Source organism: Adlercreutzia sp. ZJ176, assembly GCF_011038975.1.
GTDB lineage: Bacteria > Actinomycetota > Coriobacteriia > Coriobacteriales > Eggerthellaceae > CAAEEV01.
On record NZ_JAAKEC010000004.1, the window covers coordinates 112,806 to 127,644 of the forward strand.

The 14,839-nt window shown below is 64.8% G+C and carries 12 protein-coding genes; 6 read left to right on the top strand and 6 right to left on the bottom strand.

Going from position 1 to position 14,839, the window contains the following annotated elements; translation table 11 throughout:
• Window positions 1-81: 81 nt before the first annotated feature.
• The gene (locus G7Y50_RS03195) at window positions 82-1,065 is read right to left on the bottom strand and encodes a MarR family winged helix-turn-helix transcriptional regulator (RefSeq protein ID WP_165054183.1); all 984 of its coding nucleotides are present in this window, start codon (window positions 1,063-1,065) and stop codon (window positions 82-84) included.
• A 272-nt stretch (window positions 1,066-1,337) separates the two neighbouring features.
• On the opposite strand from G7Y50_RS03195, the gene G7Y50_RS03200 reads away from it, so the two are divergent.
• Window positions 1,338-3,725, top strand: a complete 2,388-nt coding sequence (locus G7Y50_RS03200) for a molybdopterin-dependent oxidoreductase (RefSeq protein WP_165054186.1) — start codon at window positions 1,338-1,340, stop codon at window positions 3,723-3,725.
• A gap of 4 nt (window positions 3,726-3,729) precedes the next feature.
• Entirely contained in the window at window positions 3,730-4,146 is a 417-nt protein-coding gene (locus tag G7Y50_RS03205) for a 4Fe-4S dicluster domain-containing protein (RefSeq protein WP_165054189.1), read from the top strand.
• Between the two features lie 133 nt (window positions 4,147-4,279).
• On the opposite strand, the gene G7Y50_RS03210 is transcribed toward G7Y50_RS03205, so the two are convergent.
• The 3 genes from G7Y50_RS03210 to G7Y50_RS03220 all read right to left on the bottom strand — a co-directional run bounded on the left by G7Y50_RS03210 (window position 4,280) and on the right by G7Y50_RS03220 (window position 8,411).
• On the bottom strand, window positions 4,280-5,122 hold the full coding sequence (locus G7Y50_RS03210; protein WP_165054192.1) for an NAD(P)-dependent oxidoreductase: 843 nt from the start codon (window positions 5,120-5,122) through the stop codon (window positions 4,280-4,282).
• Window positions 5,123-5,159: 37 nt separating this feature from the next.
• On the bottom strand, window positions 5,160-7,256 hold the full coding sequence (locus G7Y50_RS03215; protein WP_206214749.1) for a TRAP transporter fused permease subunit: 2,097 nt from the start codon (window positions 7,254-7,256) through the stop codon (window positions 5,160-5,162).
• Window positions 7,257-7,406: 150 nt separating this feature from the next.
• On the bottom strand, window positions 7,407-8,411 hold the full coding sequence (locus G7Y50_RS03220; protein WP_165054195.1) for a TAXI family TRAP transporter solute-binding subunit: 1,005 nt from the start codon (window positions 8,409-8,411) through the stop codon (window positions 7,407-7,409).
• A 362-nt stretch (window positions 8,412-8,773) separates the two neighbouring features.
• Between G7Y50_RS03220 and G7Y50_RS03225 the strand changes: the two genes are divergently transcribed.
• The 4 genes from G7Y50_RS03225 (at window position 8,774) to G7Y50_RS03240 (ending at window position 11,929) form a co-directional block, all read left to right on the top strand.
• Window positions 8,774-9,703: a LysR family transcriptional regulator gene (locus G7Y50_RS03225; protein WP_165054198.1), complete on the top strand. Its 930-nt coding sequence runs from the start codon at window positions 8,774-8,776 to the stop codon at window positions 9,701-9,703.
• A gap of 234 nt (window positions 9,704-9,937) precedes the next feature.
• Entirely contained in the window at window positions 9,938-11,155 is a 1,218-nt protein-coding gene (locus tag G7Y50_RS03230; protein ID WP_165054202.1) for a diphosphate--fructose-6-phosphate 1-phosphotransferase, read from the top strand.
• A 122-nt stretch (window positions 11,156-11,277) separates the two neighbouring features.
• Window positions 11,278-11,511, top strand: coding sequence for an antitoxin (locus G7Y50_RS03235; protein ID WP_165054207.1), 234 nt, complete (start codon window positions 11,278-11,280; stop codon window positions 11,509-11,511).
• A gap of 10 nt (window positions 11,512-11,521) precedes the next feature.
• Window positions 11,522-11,929, top strand: coding sequence for a type II toxin-antitoxin system VapC family toxin (locus tag G7Y50_RS03240; RefSeq protein ID WP_165054210.1), 408 nt, complete (start codon window positions 11,522-11,524; stop codon window positions 11,927-11,929).
• 435 nt (window positions 11,930-12,364) lie between these two features.
• On the opposite strand, the gene G7Y50_RS03245 is transcribed toward G7Y50_RS03240, so the two are convergent.
• The gene (locus G7Y50_RS03245) at window positions 12,365-13,678 is read right to left on the bottom strand and encodes a nitrate/nitrite transporter (protein WP_165054213.1); all 1,314 of its coding nucleotides are present in this window, start codon (window positions 13,676-13,678) and stop codon (window positions 12,365-12,367) included.
• An 87-nt stretch (window positions 13,679-13,765) separates the two neighbouring features.
• Window positions 13,766-14,827 carry an amidohydrolase family protein gene (locus G7Y50_RS03250; protein ID WP_165054216.1) on the bottom strand — a complete coding sequence of 354 codons (1,062 nt, stop codon included), beginning with the start codon at window positions 14,825-14,827 and terminating at the stop codon, window positions 13,766-13,768.
• Between the last annotated feature and the right edge of the window lie 12 nt (window positions 14,828-14,839).

A 14,839-nucleotide genomic window follows, 5' to 3' on the forward strand; every position in this document is an offset into this window, starting at 1 on the left:
CAAGAGTGCCCCGCAGCTCGGATGAACTGCGGGGTCCTTGTCGCCCAGGGCGCCCCGCCCTCGAGCGGCGCCCTGCCCGCCCTAGGCGAACATGGTGGCACGCTCGGCTTCCACCACCTGCCTGGCAGCTCGAAGGTGGACCCCCACGGCCTCCTCGTTGCTGTGACAGGTCTCCAGGAGGGCGTCGAACACGAGAGGGAGCAGATCGGTCGCTTTCTGGCGGCCAGCTGGCGTGAGCGCGAGGTGCTTGGCGCGGCGGTTGTCGGCGCTGCGAAGCTTGGTCAGGAAGCCGCTCGCCTCGAGGTGCTTGATCGGGGACGTCACGTCGCTCGAGTTCAGGAAGAGGCGGCGCGCCACCTGCGAGCACGTGGCGGGGGCGTCCGCCAGGTATAGGTCGACCAAGATGCGGAACTCCGCGGTCCTAAGGCCGCAGGTGGCCAGCTTGCGCGCCGTGAGCGTACGCGAGATCATCACGGTGTCGAAAAACGCCGTGTCAAGGCGGTGATGCCCGTTCTCGATGCGCTGGACGCCATGGATGCACACAGCCGAAAGCGAGCTGACGATGGCCGCCTCAAGCTGCTCGCGCGTCAGGCAGCGCCAGTACGCCTCGAGGAACTCTCCCACGCGCGCGTCGGCGCGCTCGATGGCATGCAGGCCGCCCGCAGTGAGCTCAAGCTCGAACACGCGCATGTCGCTCGGCGCCTCAACGCGGCGCACCAGGCGCTCATCCGCCAGCTTCGCCACCGCCGCCGACACCGTGCTCAATCCCACGGAGAGGTTGTCTGACAAATCTGACACGCGCAAGCGGCGCTCACCCGCGCCCAGAAGGCGCAACAGAATGCGGTACTGCAACGTGGTGAGCGCGCAGCTCTCGACGAGAACTTGGTCGATCGAACGCGAGAGCAGGTGCATGAGCGTGAGGTAGTCAGCGGTGTCCTCCACCGTCTCGCGGTGCTGCGGCGAAGCGGCGTTCGCCAAACTCGCACGCCGCGCGGCATGCGGCATGAGCCCCACGGATTCCTCGCCCGCACGCCTGGCTTCCGCTTCCAGCACCGCTGCCCCCATGCTAGCCCTTCCCCGAGATTGCGTCCGCTTCACGTGGTAATTACTCCAATCACAATATTATCCAATACGCACATTGTCAATAGAGCAACCTTCTCTCCCCCGCGCATCAGGCGTAACCTAGACATAGGCTCGTGCGTTCGGGACGACGGGAGCGCAATCCCTCCACCCGCGCGATAGCGAACGAGCCGGCAGCGCTCGAGGCAGCGCTGGACAACGCATGTGGGCAGCGGGTTTGCGCCCCGTCGCCCCGTCAGCGAGCGAGAGGAGCTGAAATGGCGGAAGAGTCTTTCGTATACACCGCATGTCCTGGCTGGGGAGACCATGACTACTGCGCGCTCAAGACCATCGTGAAGGATGGCAAGATCGAGCGCATGGAGCGCATCGTCTACTCGGCCCCCGAGGAGCCCGACGGGCACATCTGCCAGAAGGGCTGCCTTGCCGGGCGCCAGCCGTACGACCCGAAGCGCCTGCGGAAGCCGCTCAAGCGCGTCGGCGAGCGCGGAGGCGGCCAGTGGGAGGAGATCAGCTGGGACCAGGCGCTTGACGAGATCGGCGAGAAGCTGTGCCACGTCCGCGACACCTACGGCGCCTCCTCGGTGGTGCTGTGGAACCTCGGCGCCGGCGTGCCCGCGCAGTACAGCTTCGAGAACCTCATGCCGTTCCGCTTCGCCAACACGTTCGGCGTCACAGTGCCGCTCGGGTCCATCGGCCTCGACAACGGGCCGTTCTACGCCGAGTTCTACAACGCGGGCAGCGAGTTCCCGCGCACGGTGGTCGACCCGCGCATCATGGTGGGCACCGACCTCATCTACGTCTGGGGCTGCAACCCCATCGAGAACCAGATGCGCTGCGCCCAGAACCTCGTGCGTGCGCGCGAAGCAGGGGCGCGCATCGTTGATTTGGGCCTCATCTTCGACGGCACGGCCGGGTTCGCCGACGAGTTCGTGGGCATGAAGCCGGCGAGCGACGGCTACCTCGCCATGGCCATGGTGAACTACATCCTGCAGAACGACCTGCAGGCGAACGACTACCTGCTGGCGCGCTCCATCGCGGCCTACCTCGTCGACGACGAGACGGGCCAGCTCGCACGCGACGCGGAAGGCAACTTCCTGGTATGGGACGCGGCGTCGGGCACGCCCGCTCCCGTCGCGCCCAAGCGCGGAGACTACCCCGAGGGCGCCGACGTGCAGCTGTTCGGCACCTACCAGGTTGACGGGCGCAGCCTCACCACGGCGCTGCAGAAGCTGAAGGACTCGTCGGCGGAGTACACGTTCGAGCTGGCCGCCGAGAAGTGCGGCATCACGGCCGCGGACGCCGAGCGCCTCGCGCGCGACTGGGTGGAGGCCGAGAACGCCTTCATCCTGAGCGGCTACGGCCTGCGCTACCGCAACTCCAACGAGACGTACCGCCAGTTCCTGCTGCTCGGGTGCCTGACGGGCCGCCTCGGCAAGCCGAGAAGCGGCGTCTTCGAGGCTCTGCAGCTGCAGAGCTGGCCTCTGGTGTTCAACGACGCGCCGATCAGCTGCCCCGACGGCGCGGCGAACGTGAAGTCGGTGCCCGTGCGCATGGCACAGTGGTTCGCCGCCGCCGAGGCTGATGACAGCCCGTACAAGGCGCTCATCGTGTGCAGCGGCAACCCCGTGCACCAGCAGCCCGACCGCCAGCGCTGGCTCGACGTGGTGCGCGACATGGAGCTGGTGGTGGACTATGACGTGTGGCTCACCGACACCGGCGAGATCGCCGACTACGTGCTGCCCGACCTCATGTCGTTCGAGCGGGAGGACCTCATCACCGGCGCGTGCTACAACCACCTCATCCTGCAGGAACCGGCCATCGAGCCGCAGGTCGACGGCCACGAGCCCGTGTGGGTGTTCAGCGAGCTCGCGAAGCGCGTGGACCTCGGCGACTACTTCACCATGTCCATCCCCGAGTACATCGACATCCGCCTGCAGACGAAGTACCCGCTGGTAGCGGGCATTCAGCCGCCCGTCACCTACGCGCGCCTCAAGGAGGAGAAGATCATCCGCGCCGCCGCGCCGCCCGAGCCGAAGTACACGCCGTACCTCAACCCCGCGGAGGTGCTCGACAACGAGACGGGGCGCATGGAGGTCATCTACGCGGAGAAGCTGGCCGACCTGGGCATGGCAACGACGCGCGTGCTCGAGCCGAACAAGATCGGCAAGTCGAAGGACTACCCGTACCAGCTGTTCACCGGCCGCCAGCGCTTCTTCATGCAGTCGAGCTTCACCGACGACCCCATCACCGTGAAGCTCTCGGGCGAGACGCCGGCCACGCGCCTGAACCCGGCCGACGCCGAGCGGGCGGGCCTGGCGCAGGATGACAAGGTGGAGGTGTACAACGACCGCGGGCACGTGGTGACGCGCCTCGACCTGGACGAGAGCATCCCCGAGGGCACCGTGCACGTGTGGTTCGGCTGGCGCCGCCGTCAGTTCGAGGAGGGCACGTACGCCGAGATCACGGCCCAGTGCGCGGGGCAGGACTCGCAGGGGCCGCTTGAGGACAAGTGGTTCGCCGACTGGCTGGCCGCCGGGCATCACCCCAACCCCTACGTGGAGTCGATGAGCTCGCTCACGGGCTCGACCGACTGCTACTGGGACTCCTGGTGCAACATCCGCAAGTACGCTGGCAAGGAGGCATAGAACCATGGCATACAAGATGTTGGTCGACATCGACCGCTGCATTGGCTGCTGGACCTGCGCGATGGGCTGCAAGGTGGGCAACCACCTCGCAGACGACGAGTACCGCGTGGAGGTGAAGACGCACGGCTCGGGCATCGGCATCGACCGGCCGGCCGGCGTCTACCCCGACCTGCATATGTGGTGGCAGCCGATCTACCTGCCGAGCTGCACGTTCTGCGCGCCCCGCGTCGCGGCGGGAGAGCTGCCGTTCTGCGTGATGGACTGCCCGACGCAGGCGCTCGCGCTCGGCGACGATGCGGATGCGGAAAGCGCCTACGCGCAGGCGAAGGCCCGCGTGGAGGGCCGCGGCGCCAAGGTGTGGGCGCTCGACGACGCCGGCGAGGCCACGCGCGCGGCCGTCGAATACGCCACGGCACGCTAGCTCTCGCGCACGCCACAACGCGATAGCCTGACAACGCGGGCGGCGGGGATGACCCCGCCGCCCGTCAAGACGCAAGAGGGCCCCGCCGCTCGCCCGAGCTGCGGGGCCCTCGTTCTTGTGCGCGCGAACGTCCCTACGCCAGCAGGCCCTCCTCGGCCATGTAGGCGCGCAGGTCGTCCTCCCAGGTGGGCAGGTCGGCGCCTACCATCTCGAGCATCAGGCTCTCGAGCACCACGTTCTCGGCCGTCTTCGGGTCGGTCTCGGGCACGAGCACCTTGCCCGGCTCGTAGCCGGCGTACTCCAGGATCTTCGCCGCGAAGTCGTAGCGGCTCGCGCGGCCGCGACTCACGATGTGGAACGTCCCCTTCGCATGCCGCTCGATGGCCTTGAGCATGAACGCCACGTACGTCGACACGCTTGTCGGCGCCGCGAACTGGTCCATGCGCGCGACGTACTTCTCGCCCGCGCGCGCCGCGTCGAGGATGTCCTTCATGCGGCCGCTCTGCGCGTGGTAGAGCCACGACGAGCGGATGATGATGTGGTCGTCGGTGGTGTTGCGCACCATCATCTCGCCGGCGCGCTTGGACTTGCCGTAGGGCGTGTTGGGGTGCGGGCTGTCGAACTCGTTCACCGGCTCGTCGAGCTTGGAGGAGTACACGTCGTCAGACGACACCTGCACGATGGTGGCGCCGATGGTGTTCGCCGCCAGCGCGATGTTGCGCGCGCCGAGCGCGTTCACCTCGTAGGCCTTCACGCGCGTGCCCAGCGTGGTCGCGTCGCGGCGGATGCCCGCGCAGTTGACGATCACGCCCGGCTGGATCTCCTCGGCGAATGCCTCGAGGCGCTCGGGCTCGCACACCGACAGCTCCACGTCGGTGCCGACCACGTTGTAGCCCGCGCGCTCGAAGCGCTCGGAGATCACGCCGCCCACGAAGCCCTTGCAGCCCGTTACCCACACGATGTTTCTATCTGCCATGATTCTCCTCACTCGACGGCGCCTGGCCCGAAGCGCCCTACGCGGCGGCCTCGGTCGGCTCGTCATCAGCTGAAACCTCAACGTCATTCGCCCTGTCCCTGCGCGCCAGCATCCACTGGACCAGGCACATGCCCACGATAACAGCAAGGCCGACGACGTCGGTGAACGTACCCGGAATCATCATGCACAGGCCGCCCACGGCGAGCACCAGGCGGAACAGCGGGTTGAGGTGGCGGTGGAACAGCGTGTTGGTGAGCGCGCACTGCAGGCCGAACACGCCCACGAGCGCCGTGGTGGTGTTCAGCACCACCGTGACCGGGGTCACGTTGTCACCCACGAGCAAAAGCACGGGGCTGAACGCGAAGATGTAGGGCACCACGAACTTGGCGATGCCGAGCTTGGTGGCGTTGACGGCCGTGGCCATCGGGCGCGACTTGGCGATGGCGCTCGCGGCGTAGGCGGCGAGGGCCACCGGCGGCGTGATGTCGGCCGCGATGCCGAAGTAGAACACGAAGAAGTGGGCGCACACCGGGTCGATGCCGAGCTGCATGAGGATGGGCGCGCAGGTGGAGGCCATGATGCAGTAGTTGGCCGTGGTGGGCACGCCCATGCCCAGGATGAGGCAGCACACCATGGTGAACACGAGGCCGATGATGATGAAGTCGCCCGCCATGAGCACGATCACGTTGATGATGGTGGAGGCCAGGCCCGTCACCGTGATGCAGCCGGCGATCATGCCGGCCATCGCGCAGGCAACCGCCACCGCGATGGTGTTCTTCGCGCCCGCGGCGAACGCGTCGGCGCAGGTGAACAGCGCGATCTTCACCGTCTCGGCGAGCACGGCGCCGAACGTGGCGCCCTCTTCGCGCTCACGCCAGTTGGTGAGCAGGAAGTTCACGAAGCCCACGAGGAAGGCGCCCAAGATGGAGATGGCAGCCGAGGCGGCCATGGTGCGCGTGCCCGAGGCCACGAGCCACACCAGGAGCACGAGCGGCAGCACCAGATAGCAGTTCTTCGCCAGATAGCCGAAGGTGGGAAGCTCGCTCTTCGGCACGCCCTTGAGGCCAAGCTTCTTCGCCTCGAGGTGCACGGCGATGAAGATGCCGGCGAAGTACAGAAGCGCCGGGATGATGGCCTTCGTGGCCACCTCGAGGTAGGGGATGCCCATGTACTCGGCCATGAGGAAGGCCGCCGCGCCCATGATGGGGGGCATGATCTGGCCGCCGGAGGACGACGCAGCCTCGACGGCGCCGGCGAACTCGGGCTTGTAGCCCACCTTCTTCATCATGGGGATGGTCACCGATCCGGTGGTCACGGTGTTGCCCACCGACGAGCCCGACACCATGCCGCACAGGGCCGACGCGATGACGGCCACCTTCGCCGCGCCGCCGCTCGACCAGCCCGCGATGCGGTTGGCCAGCGAGATGAAGAAGTTCGAGATGCCCGTGCGCTCCAGAAACGCGCCGAAGATCACGAACAGCACGATGTAGGTGTAGCACACGTTGATGGGCGTGCCGATGACGCCCGAGGTGGTGTAGAACAGCTTCTGCACGATCTTGCGCACCGAGGCGTACAGGTCGGCCGACGAGGACGACGAGAACTGCCAATAGAACGCGTAGATGACCAGGCAGCCCACCACGATGATGATGGGCAGGCCCACGCAGCGGCGGCACAGCTCAACTAAGACCAGGATGCCCACGATGCCGAGCGCCACGTGGAGAGGCTCGATGCGCGCGCCCATGAGCAGGATCTCGGTGCAGTTGACGGCGTAGTACATGAACGCGCCGAAGCCCGCCGCCATGAGGACGATGTCGTACCACGGGATGTGGTTCACCTTGTGGTTGGTCTTGCGCGCCGGGTACATCATATACCCGATCACGATGACGAACGCCAGGAAACGCGCCAGGCGCGCCTCGGCCTGCTCGGTCGACAGCAGCGTCATGGCCAGGCAGTACACCGAGAACAGCACCATGACGGCCGTGACCACGATCTTCGGGATGCCCTCCCAGATGCGCGTGTTCGACTCCTTGTCGTACTTGCGCATGACCTCCTCGGCGTCGATGTCGCCGGCGGGGATTGCGGCCACCATGGCATCGGCCTCCTCGGCGTCCTTCTTCCTCTTGAAAAGAGCCATGCCTCCTACCCTCCTTGCCTTCTGAAAAACCATGAGAAGGGCTGCGACGAACGTCTCGTCCGCCACAGCCCTTCAAGGGCGAAGCTCGCTTAGGCCAGCTTCAAATCGCGGCGCTTGCGGTCACGCCGCGCGGATCATGCCGTCAGAGCCCTACTTGGACCCCGTCGTGATGTTCTGCTCGGCGTAGTACTTGGCAGCGCCCGGATGATACGGCACGGTGGAGATGGAGGCCGCGTTCTCGATCGCGAGCTCCTTGTACTTCGCATGCGCGTCGGCGTTCTTCTCGGCGCCCTCGAAGATGGACTTCGTCAGGCCGTAGATGGCGTCCTCGGACACGCTGTTGTTGGCGATGACCACAGCGCCCACCGACACGGTGGTCACGTCGGACTCGAGGCCGTAGGTGTCAGCGGAGATGACGGCCTTGGCGTAGTACGGGGAGGCCTCGAGCAGCTTGGCGACGTGCTCGTCATCCATGGAGACCAGATAGGCGGTCTTGGTGGTGGACAGGTCGGTGATGGCCGTGGTGGGGGCACCGGCGACGATGAAGGCGGCGTCGATCTTGTTGTCCTTCAGGGAGTCAGCGGAGTCGCCGAAGGACTGGTACACCGGGCTGATGTCGTCAAGCGTGAGGTCGTAGGCGGCCAGCACGTCAAGCGCGTTGAAGTACACGCCCGAGCCGGCGGCGCCCACGGAGACCGTCTTGCCCTTGAGGTCGGCCACGGTCTTGATGCTGGGGTCGCAGGTCACGATCTGCACCTGCTCCTGGTAGAGGTCAGCCACGATGGAGAAGTCCTCGTAGCCGGCGCCCTCGAACAGGTTGGTGCCCTCGTAGGCGTAGGCGAGCACGTCGGACTGGCAGAATGCGATGTCGGCGTCGTCGTCCTGGAGCGCCTGCACGTTGGCCTGGCTGCCGTTGCCGGCAAGCGCCGTCACGGCCACGCCGTAGTCGCCGTTGGTGGCGTACTGGGCGAGCACGTTGCCGTACGCGTAGTAGGTGCCCGACTCGCCGCCGGTCACGAAGCGCAGGTTGGCCGTCTCGGCGGGCGCGCCGCCGTCGGACTTAGCCGCATCGCCGCCACCGCCGCAGCCGACGAGGCCCATGGCCATCACGCCGGTGAGCGCGACGGCGAAGAGCGCGAGAAACTTCTTCTTCATGTCTTCTTCCCTTCCCTGTTTGGTAACAGAAAACTCATGTAAAGAGTCTGTGGGCATTTTATGCGAAAAAAGGCGGCGAATATACACCTGCGGCGACATTTAACAAAAAATTTCGGTGAGATCACAAGATTTCACGGTAAACCAGGGGCGTTTTGGCTTACCGTGTAAGCGTTGCAGGTGCGCGGGCGCGAGAGTGCGGGCGCGGGAGCACGGGCACGGGAGTGCGGGAGCGCGGGAGCGTAGGCGTGGGCTGGCGCATCGGACGCAGGCGGGCGCGCACGCGAGCGCGGAAGTGCGGGCACGCGCCGGACGCGCAGGCGCGCACGCGAAGAGGTCGCCGAGATGAGCTGGGGAGGTCAGCGGTGCTTGAGTCTTGGGATTGGTTCGTCGGGCTGGTGGAGGCCGGGTCGTTCACGCGCGCTTCCGACGAGCTGCAGATCTCGCAGCAGACGCTGAGCTCACGCGTGGCCGCGCTCGAGCGCGAGCTGGGCTGCAAGCTGGTGGTGCGCAGCACGCCGCTCGCCCTCACGCGCGCGGGCGAGACCTTCCTCGCCTACGCCCAGGAGCAGGACCTCGCGCGCTCGGCCATGCTGCGCCACGTGGGCGAGGCCACCATCGGCGGCGCGGGCAAGCTCAAGGTGGGCATCTCGAACATGCGCGGGCGCGTGCTCATGCCCTACGTGATCGATCAGTTCCACCGCAGCCTGCCCGGCGTGAGCGTGAAGCTGATCGAAGGCACCAACGAGGAGCTCGTGCGGCTCGCCGAGCGCAACGAGGCCGACGTGGTGGTGGCGCACTTCGACAGCACGCACCCCGGCGTGGCCACGCGCCCGCTGTACCGCGAGGAAGTGGTGCTCGCCGTCCACCCGCATCTCCTGGAGAGGCACACCGGGCTCGCATGCGACGAGGCCGTGCCGCTGCTCGAGTCGGAGGGGCTCGCGCGGCTTTCGAGCTGCCCGTTCCTCCTCGAGACCATCGACGACATATCGGGGCGCGTGGCGCGCAGCGAGCTGCAGAGCGCGGGCATCAAGCCGAGCGGACTTGTGGAGTCCGAGAACCTCATGACGCTGCTCGCGCTCAGCGTGGCGGGGATCGGCGGGGTGTTCTGCCCGGCCAACATGCTCGACGCCACGTCAAGCCTCACCGGCGAGCTCGTGCGCGTGCGGCTGTCGGAGGCCGCGACCTACGACATCTCACTCGGCATGCCCGCGAGCGCCGAGCCCTGGACGCCCGCGCAGATGTTCGAGGACGTGATCGGCGCGCTGTTCGGCGAGAACCTCGAGCAGGGGTGACGCAGGGAGACGCAGCGGGTGGGCGACGGGCAGGCGGTCGGCGCGCAGCCGGCATATGACAGCCAGCACGGGGCCAACGCGGGGCCAACGCGAAGCCAGCGCGCGGCGCTCGCGGCGGGCGGCCGATGCACAGCGCGCGGCGGGCGTGGCGCCTGGCGCTCCCCCGCCGTCGCTTCGCCGCCATATCGGGTATCATGAACCCATTACCGAAACCCTACCCGAGGAGGCACCACCATGCGCAACTGTCTCGTCGCTCAATCGGGCGGCCCCACCGCCGTCATCAACGCGAGCCTGGCCGGCGTCATCCGCGCCAACCAGCTCAACCCCGTCTTCGACCGCGTGCTCGGCGGCATCCACGGCATCGAGGGCGTGCTCGAGGGCAAGCTGTACGACCTCACCGAGCTCTCCGGCCGCGAGATCGAGATCCTGAAGCAGACGCCGTCATCGGCGCTCGGCACCTGCCGCTACAAGCTCAAGCGCGGGAACGACGCCGACTACCAGCGCCTCGTGGAGGTGATGAGCGCCCACGACGTCGACGTGATGTTCTACATCGGCGGCAACGACTCCATGGACACCGTCGACGCGCTGTCGGAGTGGGCCGCCGCCAACGGCCGGCCCGAGCGCTTCGTCGGCATCCCCAAGACGGTCGACAACGACCTCGTTCCCGTCGACCACTGCCCCGGCTTCCCGTCGGCCGCCAAGCTCGCCTGCCAGGTGACGCACGCCACGCGCCTCGACTACGACGCCTACACGCGCCCCGAGGTGTTCGTGCTCGAGACCATGGGCCGCGACGCAGGCTGGCTCGCCGCGAGCTGCTGCGCCACGGGGGACGTGGATCTGCTCGTGCTGCCCGAGGTCGACTTCGACCGCGACGCCTTCCTCGCGCAGGTGCAGCGGAAGATGGACGAGACGGGCGAGTGCTACATCGTGGTGTCCGAGGGCGCGCACTACGCCGACGGCACGTACGTCTCCGCCGGCGACCCGGCCCATGACGGCTTCGCGCACGCGGTCTTGGGCGGGGCGGCGCTCACCATCAAGCAGATGATCGTGGATGCGGGCATCGCACCCCGCGGCGTGGTGCAGGACCTCTCGCGCGCCGCGCGCTCCTCGAACTTCGCGCAGTCGCTCGTCGACGTCACCGAAGCCTACGAGCTGGGCATGAGCGCGCACATGCGCGCCGCCGACGCCGCGTTCACCGGCCAGGTGGTCGGCGTGGCGCCGCGCACGCCCGAGCAGATCGCGAGCGGCGCGTACGACGCGCGCTTCTTCGCCGCGCCCGCAAGCGAGTTCGCCAACTACGTGCGCCACTTCCCTCAGGAGTGGATCCTGCCCGACTACCAGGGCATCAGCGACGAGGCGCTCGCCTACTTCCGCCCGCTCGTCGCCGGCGAGCCCAAGCTCGTCTACGAGGACGGCCTCCCCGCCACCCTCGAGCCCTTCAACAAGCGCTAAGGCAGACAGCCCCGACAACCCTGCTTCCCCCACGAGGGCGTCATGCGCGCCCTCGTTTTTTAACTCCTTATAAGTATACTTTTATGTTATACTTGTTTTGTTCAAATCGGATAGGAGACACGATGCCGCAGCTTTCCCTTTACCTTGACGAGCCCACCATGGCAAGCCTGCGCGAGAGCTCCGCGCTGGCAGACCTGTCGCTCTCGAAATACGTGTCCAACCTCGTACGCGACCACCGCGAGAACGGCGGGTGGCCCGCGGGCTACTGGGACGTATATGGCGCGCTCAGGGATGACACGTTTACGGTTCCACCCGATGTCGACCCTGCGCTTGACGGCGCCCTCCCCACGTTCTGAGGTGGCTGCCATGTACTTTCTCGACTCATGCACCTGTATCGATCTCATGCGCGGAAAGCTGCCCCACACCTATGACCTCATGCGCGCGAACAGCCCCAAGCTCTTCGCCATCCCGGCCATCGTGGAAGCCGAGCTGCGCGTCGGAGCGGAGAAGAGCGCTCACCCCCGGGAAAACCGGCTGCTGCTCGAGCGCTTCCTGGCCCCCTACGCCATCGTCCCCTTCGACAGCACCTGCGCCGCAGCTTACGGCCGCATCCGGGCCAACCTTGAAAGTCGGGGGCTCTCGATAGGCGGCAATGACATGCTCATAGCAGCAACGGCCATCACGCACGAGGCCGTGCTCGTCACGGGCAACGTCCGCGAGTTCCAGCGCGTTCCAAGGCTGTCGATCGAATGCTGGGATGAGATAGAGTTCTGAGCACTGAGCCTTGCTCTTCTTCCCGCTATCGCTGCACAAGGCAAAGTACTTCACTATTCCCGAGCGTTTCGCAAATCCGCATCACGGGGAGGCAAGCATGGACGATAGGCAGCTGGAAGCGATGTTCGGCATCAGCGAAGAGGCCATCGCGCGCAGGAGCGAGCCTTACGAGACAGGCGACTGGAAGCCCGGCACGACAACCCCTCTGGGCAGGCCCGCGCTTTACGGAAGCCGCATGAAGTCCGTAACCTATCGCGACACCGAAGACGGAGTTGCGGCCATGGACGCCCGCGCGCAAAGCCTCGGCCTGAGCCGCTCTGACTACCTGCGCAACCTCGTCAGAAAAGACCTGGCCACCGCCTCGCAAGGCCGCAGGTGGAAGCTCTTGACAACAAGGGGCCTGGAGCAACGGGGAGAACCATTCCGCCTTCTTGATCAGAACCCCTTAGGCCATGCGTCTTCAGCAGGAACATCGTCAAGCAATGTTACGTCTTTGCCTCGTGGCAACACGAAAAAGCATAGGACGAGCGCGAGTAAATAGCACGGAACCTGCAGTACGATTCCTGCTATTTCCCAACCTAGAGCACCAAGAGCTGCGCCGAAGATAGGAGAGCCGAGCGACGATCCGAGGTTTTGAGCGAATTGCAGCACCGCCATGGACATGGTGGCGCCCATCGCCGTATTGCGAAGGAGCATCGGCGCCATGGGTCGCAAGCTACCACCACACATGCCAGCGCCTATGCCTTGAAGCACGATGACCGCCCACATGATCGCAACAGCAAAGCTGCCGGTGTGGAACATGATGAGGCCGGTGACGAGCAGCAGGGCCATCATGATTATGCCGATAACGTATTTGCGCCCAAGCGGCAGACGATCGGAAATGTAACCCGTGCTCGGCGCCACGATCAGCGAGATGAACATCGTGATCGACGCCAGCGAGCCAGCTGTAGCCGCATCGAAGCCCAGCTCCGTCTCAAGGAATGTGTTGTAGTAGGTATTCTCTATGCCGATGACGGCAAATGCGAAAAGGAAGAAGATTGCGCCGAGAACCCAGATGCGCTTGCTCTTCAGCAGCTTGAAGGATTGCAGAAACGTCCCGTCTATCCCCATGTCTCCCATAGCGCCTTCAGGCATGCGGAAGACGATGGCGAACAAGATGAAGGCGATGGCGCATGCCGCCGCGAACACCATCATGGGAAGCGTCAAACCACCCGCCATGGCTAGCGGCGGCACCATGTTGAAGGAGATGACCGAGCCAAGCGGTACCCAAGTAGTCCAAATGCCCAATGCCAAGCCTCTCTTATGGCGCGGAAACCATACGGTGACGCACGAAGGTGCAGCCACGCCGATCAAGCCGAGACCCACTCCTTCCAGGAATCTGCCGACTACGAGCATCAAAATGTTGTCAGCCAAGCCGAAGACAACGCACCCGACACAAAGACACCCCACCGAAAACAATATGGTGTTCTTTAGCCCAATGCCCCGCGCGATCCAAGCAGCCGGGAAAGCGAGCACTACTCCGATGACGGAAAGCGCGCTCATCAGCAAACCGAAGATCACGGGATCCAGTCCGACTGGTCCGAATTCCATGAAAAGCCATGAAGCAGCCGCAGGAACCTTGAATTGGCATAGCGGAGCACAGATACTGCAGAAATACGTGACAGCGAGCATCGCCCAAGCGCGTGGCGTGATCTTCTCGGTATTAGCCAGAGGATCCGCAGTGCTCTTATCGATCGTTCTTTCTGACATCTTGTCTCCCTTAACAAAGATCTGAATGATGACGGCCCCGACCCTTCTCTGGACCAGGGCCGCCAGAACCAAGCCTCGTTATTCTGCCTAGAGGTTGAATATGCGCTGAGCATTCCCGCCCAAGATCAGGATGCGATCCTCTTCTGAGATATCGAGCGCGTTGATCGACTCCACAGAACGCGCGAGCCACTCATAGAACACCGGGAAGGAAGAGCCCATCAGGATATGATCGGCACCGCAAACCTTCACGGCACACTCGAGCTGCTCTTTGCCCCACGAGAGTGCATGGCAAGCATCAAAGTAGATGTTGTCCTTTAGGTAGCGGAAGTAGTCCTCGCGCGTGACATTGGTCGCCAGACGATTCATTGCCTCTTTCTTCTTCGTAGAGATATGCGGCGCACAGAGATTCTGCAAGCCAAACCAGTTACCGCCGAGCATGGTATGCACGAACTTCAGATTCGGGAACTCATCGAACATGCCAGAGTAAATCTCACGACCAACAGCAGCCGCCTGCACGCTCACGCGGCCCAGCTCACGGCGAAGCACCGTGTACTCCTCGAAGTTGGCGAAGGCATTCTGGCCAGGAGTATGGTGGATGACGGCCGGGATCTTATGCTCGTTCAGGTACTTCATGTACGGCCTGAAAAGTTCATCATCCAAGAATTTGTTGCCATAGCAGCATGCGAACTGCACTCCCACGAAGCCAAGCTCCTCCATGCAGCGCTTGACCTCATCGAGATCCTCGGAGCGACCCCAAGGAGGCACGACGGCGTTGGCCACCAGACGGCCGTTGGAACGCTTGCACATGTCAGCTGCTTGCGTATTCACTTCTTTGCAAATCTCGAGCGGCAGCCACTCTTGCCATACCGGCATACGCAGCATTGCGATGTCCACGCCGGCTTCATCCATCGCGGCCAGCTTCGCCTCGAGCGTGTAATCACCTTCGACGTAGTTCAGAATCTCCTCGCCCGAATCAGTGGCCAACACGATCTGATCCTTTTTGCCGTCAGGAGTCTTGTCCAGATAGGCCTTTACACCCAACGTGATGGGCGCTGAGAAAAGGAAGCCGTTCAGGATCTCCTTGTTCGTGAAGAGATTCGTCGGCAAGAAGTGCATGTTGTCATCGATAACCTTAAATTGCTCTGCCATTTTATTGCTGCC

What these genes read in the sequence shown, in the direction of transcription:
- G7Y50_RS03195 (WP_165054183.1), bottom strand. Translation starts at nt 1,065, where the DNA reads ATGGGGGCAGCGGTGCTGGAAGCGGAAGCCAGGCGTGCGGGCGAGGAA.
- G7Y50_RS03200 (WP_165054186.1), top strand. Translation starts at nt 1,338, where the DNA reads ATGGCGGAAGAGTCTTTCGTATACACCGCATGTCCTGGCTGGGGAGAC.
- G7Y50_RS03205 (WP_165054189.1), top strand. Translation starts at nt 3,730, where the DNA reads ATGGCATACAAGATGTTGGTCGACATCGACCGCTGCATTGGCTGCTGG.
- G7Y50_RS03210 (WP_165054192.1), bottom strand. Translation starts at nt 5,122, where the DNA reads ATGGCAGATAGAAACATCGTGTGGGTAACGGGCTGCAAGGGCTTCGTG.
- G7Y50_RS03215 (WP_206214749.1), bottom strand. Translation starts at nt 7,256, where the DNA reads ATGGCTCTTTTCAAGAGGAAGAAGGACGCCGAGGAGGCCGATGCCATG.
- G7Y50_RS03220 (WP_165054195.1), bottom strand. Translation starts at nt 8,411, where the DNA reads ATGAAGAAGAAGTTTCTCGCGCTCTTCGCCGTCGCGCTCACCGGCGTG.
- G7Y50_RS03230 (WP_165054202.1), top strand. Translation starts at nt 9,938, where the DNA reads ATGCGCAACTGTCTCGTCGCTCAATCGGGCGGCCCCACCGCCGTCATC.
- G7Y50_RS03235 (WP_165054207.1), top strand. Translation starts at nt 11,278, where the DNA reads ATGCCGCAGCTTTCCCTTTACCTTGACGAGCCCACCATGGCAAGCCTG.
- G7Y50_RS03240 (WP_165054210.1), top strand. Translation starts at nt 11,522, where the DNA reads ATGTACTTTCTCGACTCATGCACCTGTATCGATCTCATGCGCGGAAAG.
- G7Y50_RS03245 (WP_165054213.1), bottom strand. Translation starts at nt 13,678, where the DNA reads ATGTCAGAAAGAACGATCGATAAGAGCACTGCGGATCCTCTGGCTAAT.
- G7Y50_RS03250 (WP_165054216.1), bottom strand. Translation starts at nt 14,827, where the DNA reads ATGGCAGAGCAATTTAAGGTTATCGATGACAACATGCACTTCTTGCCG.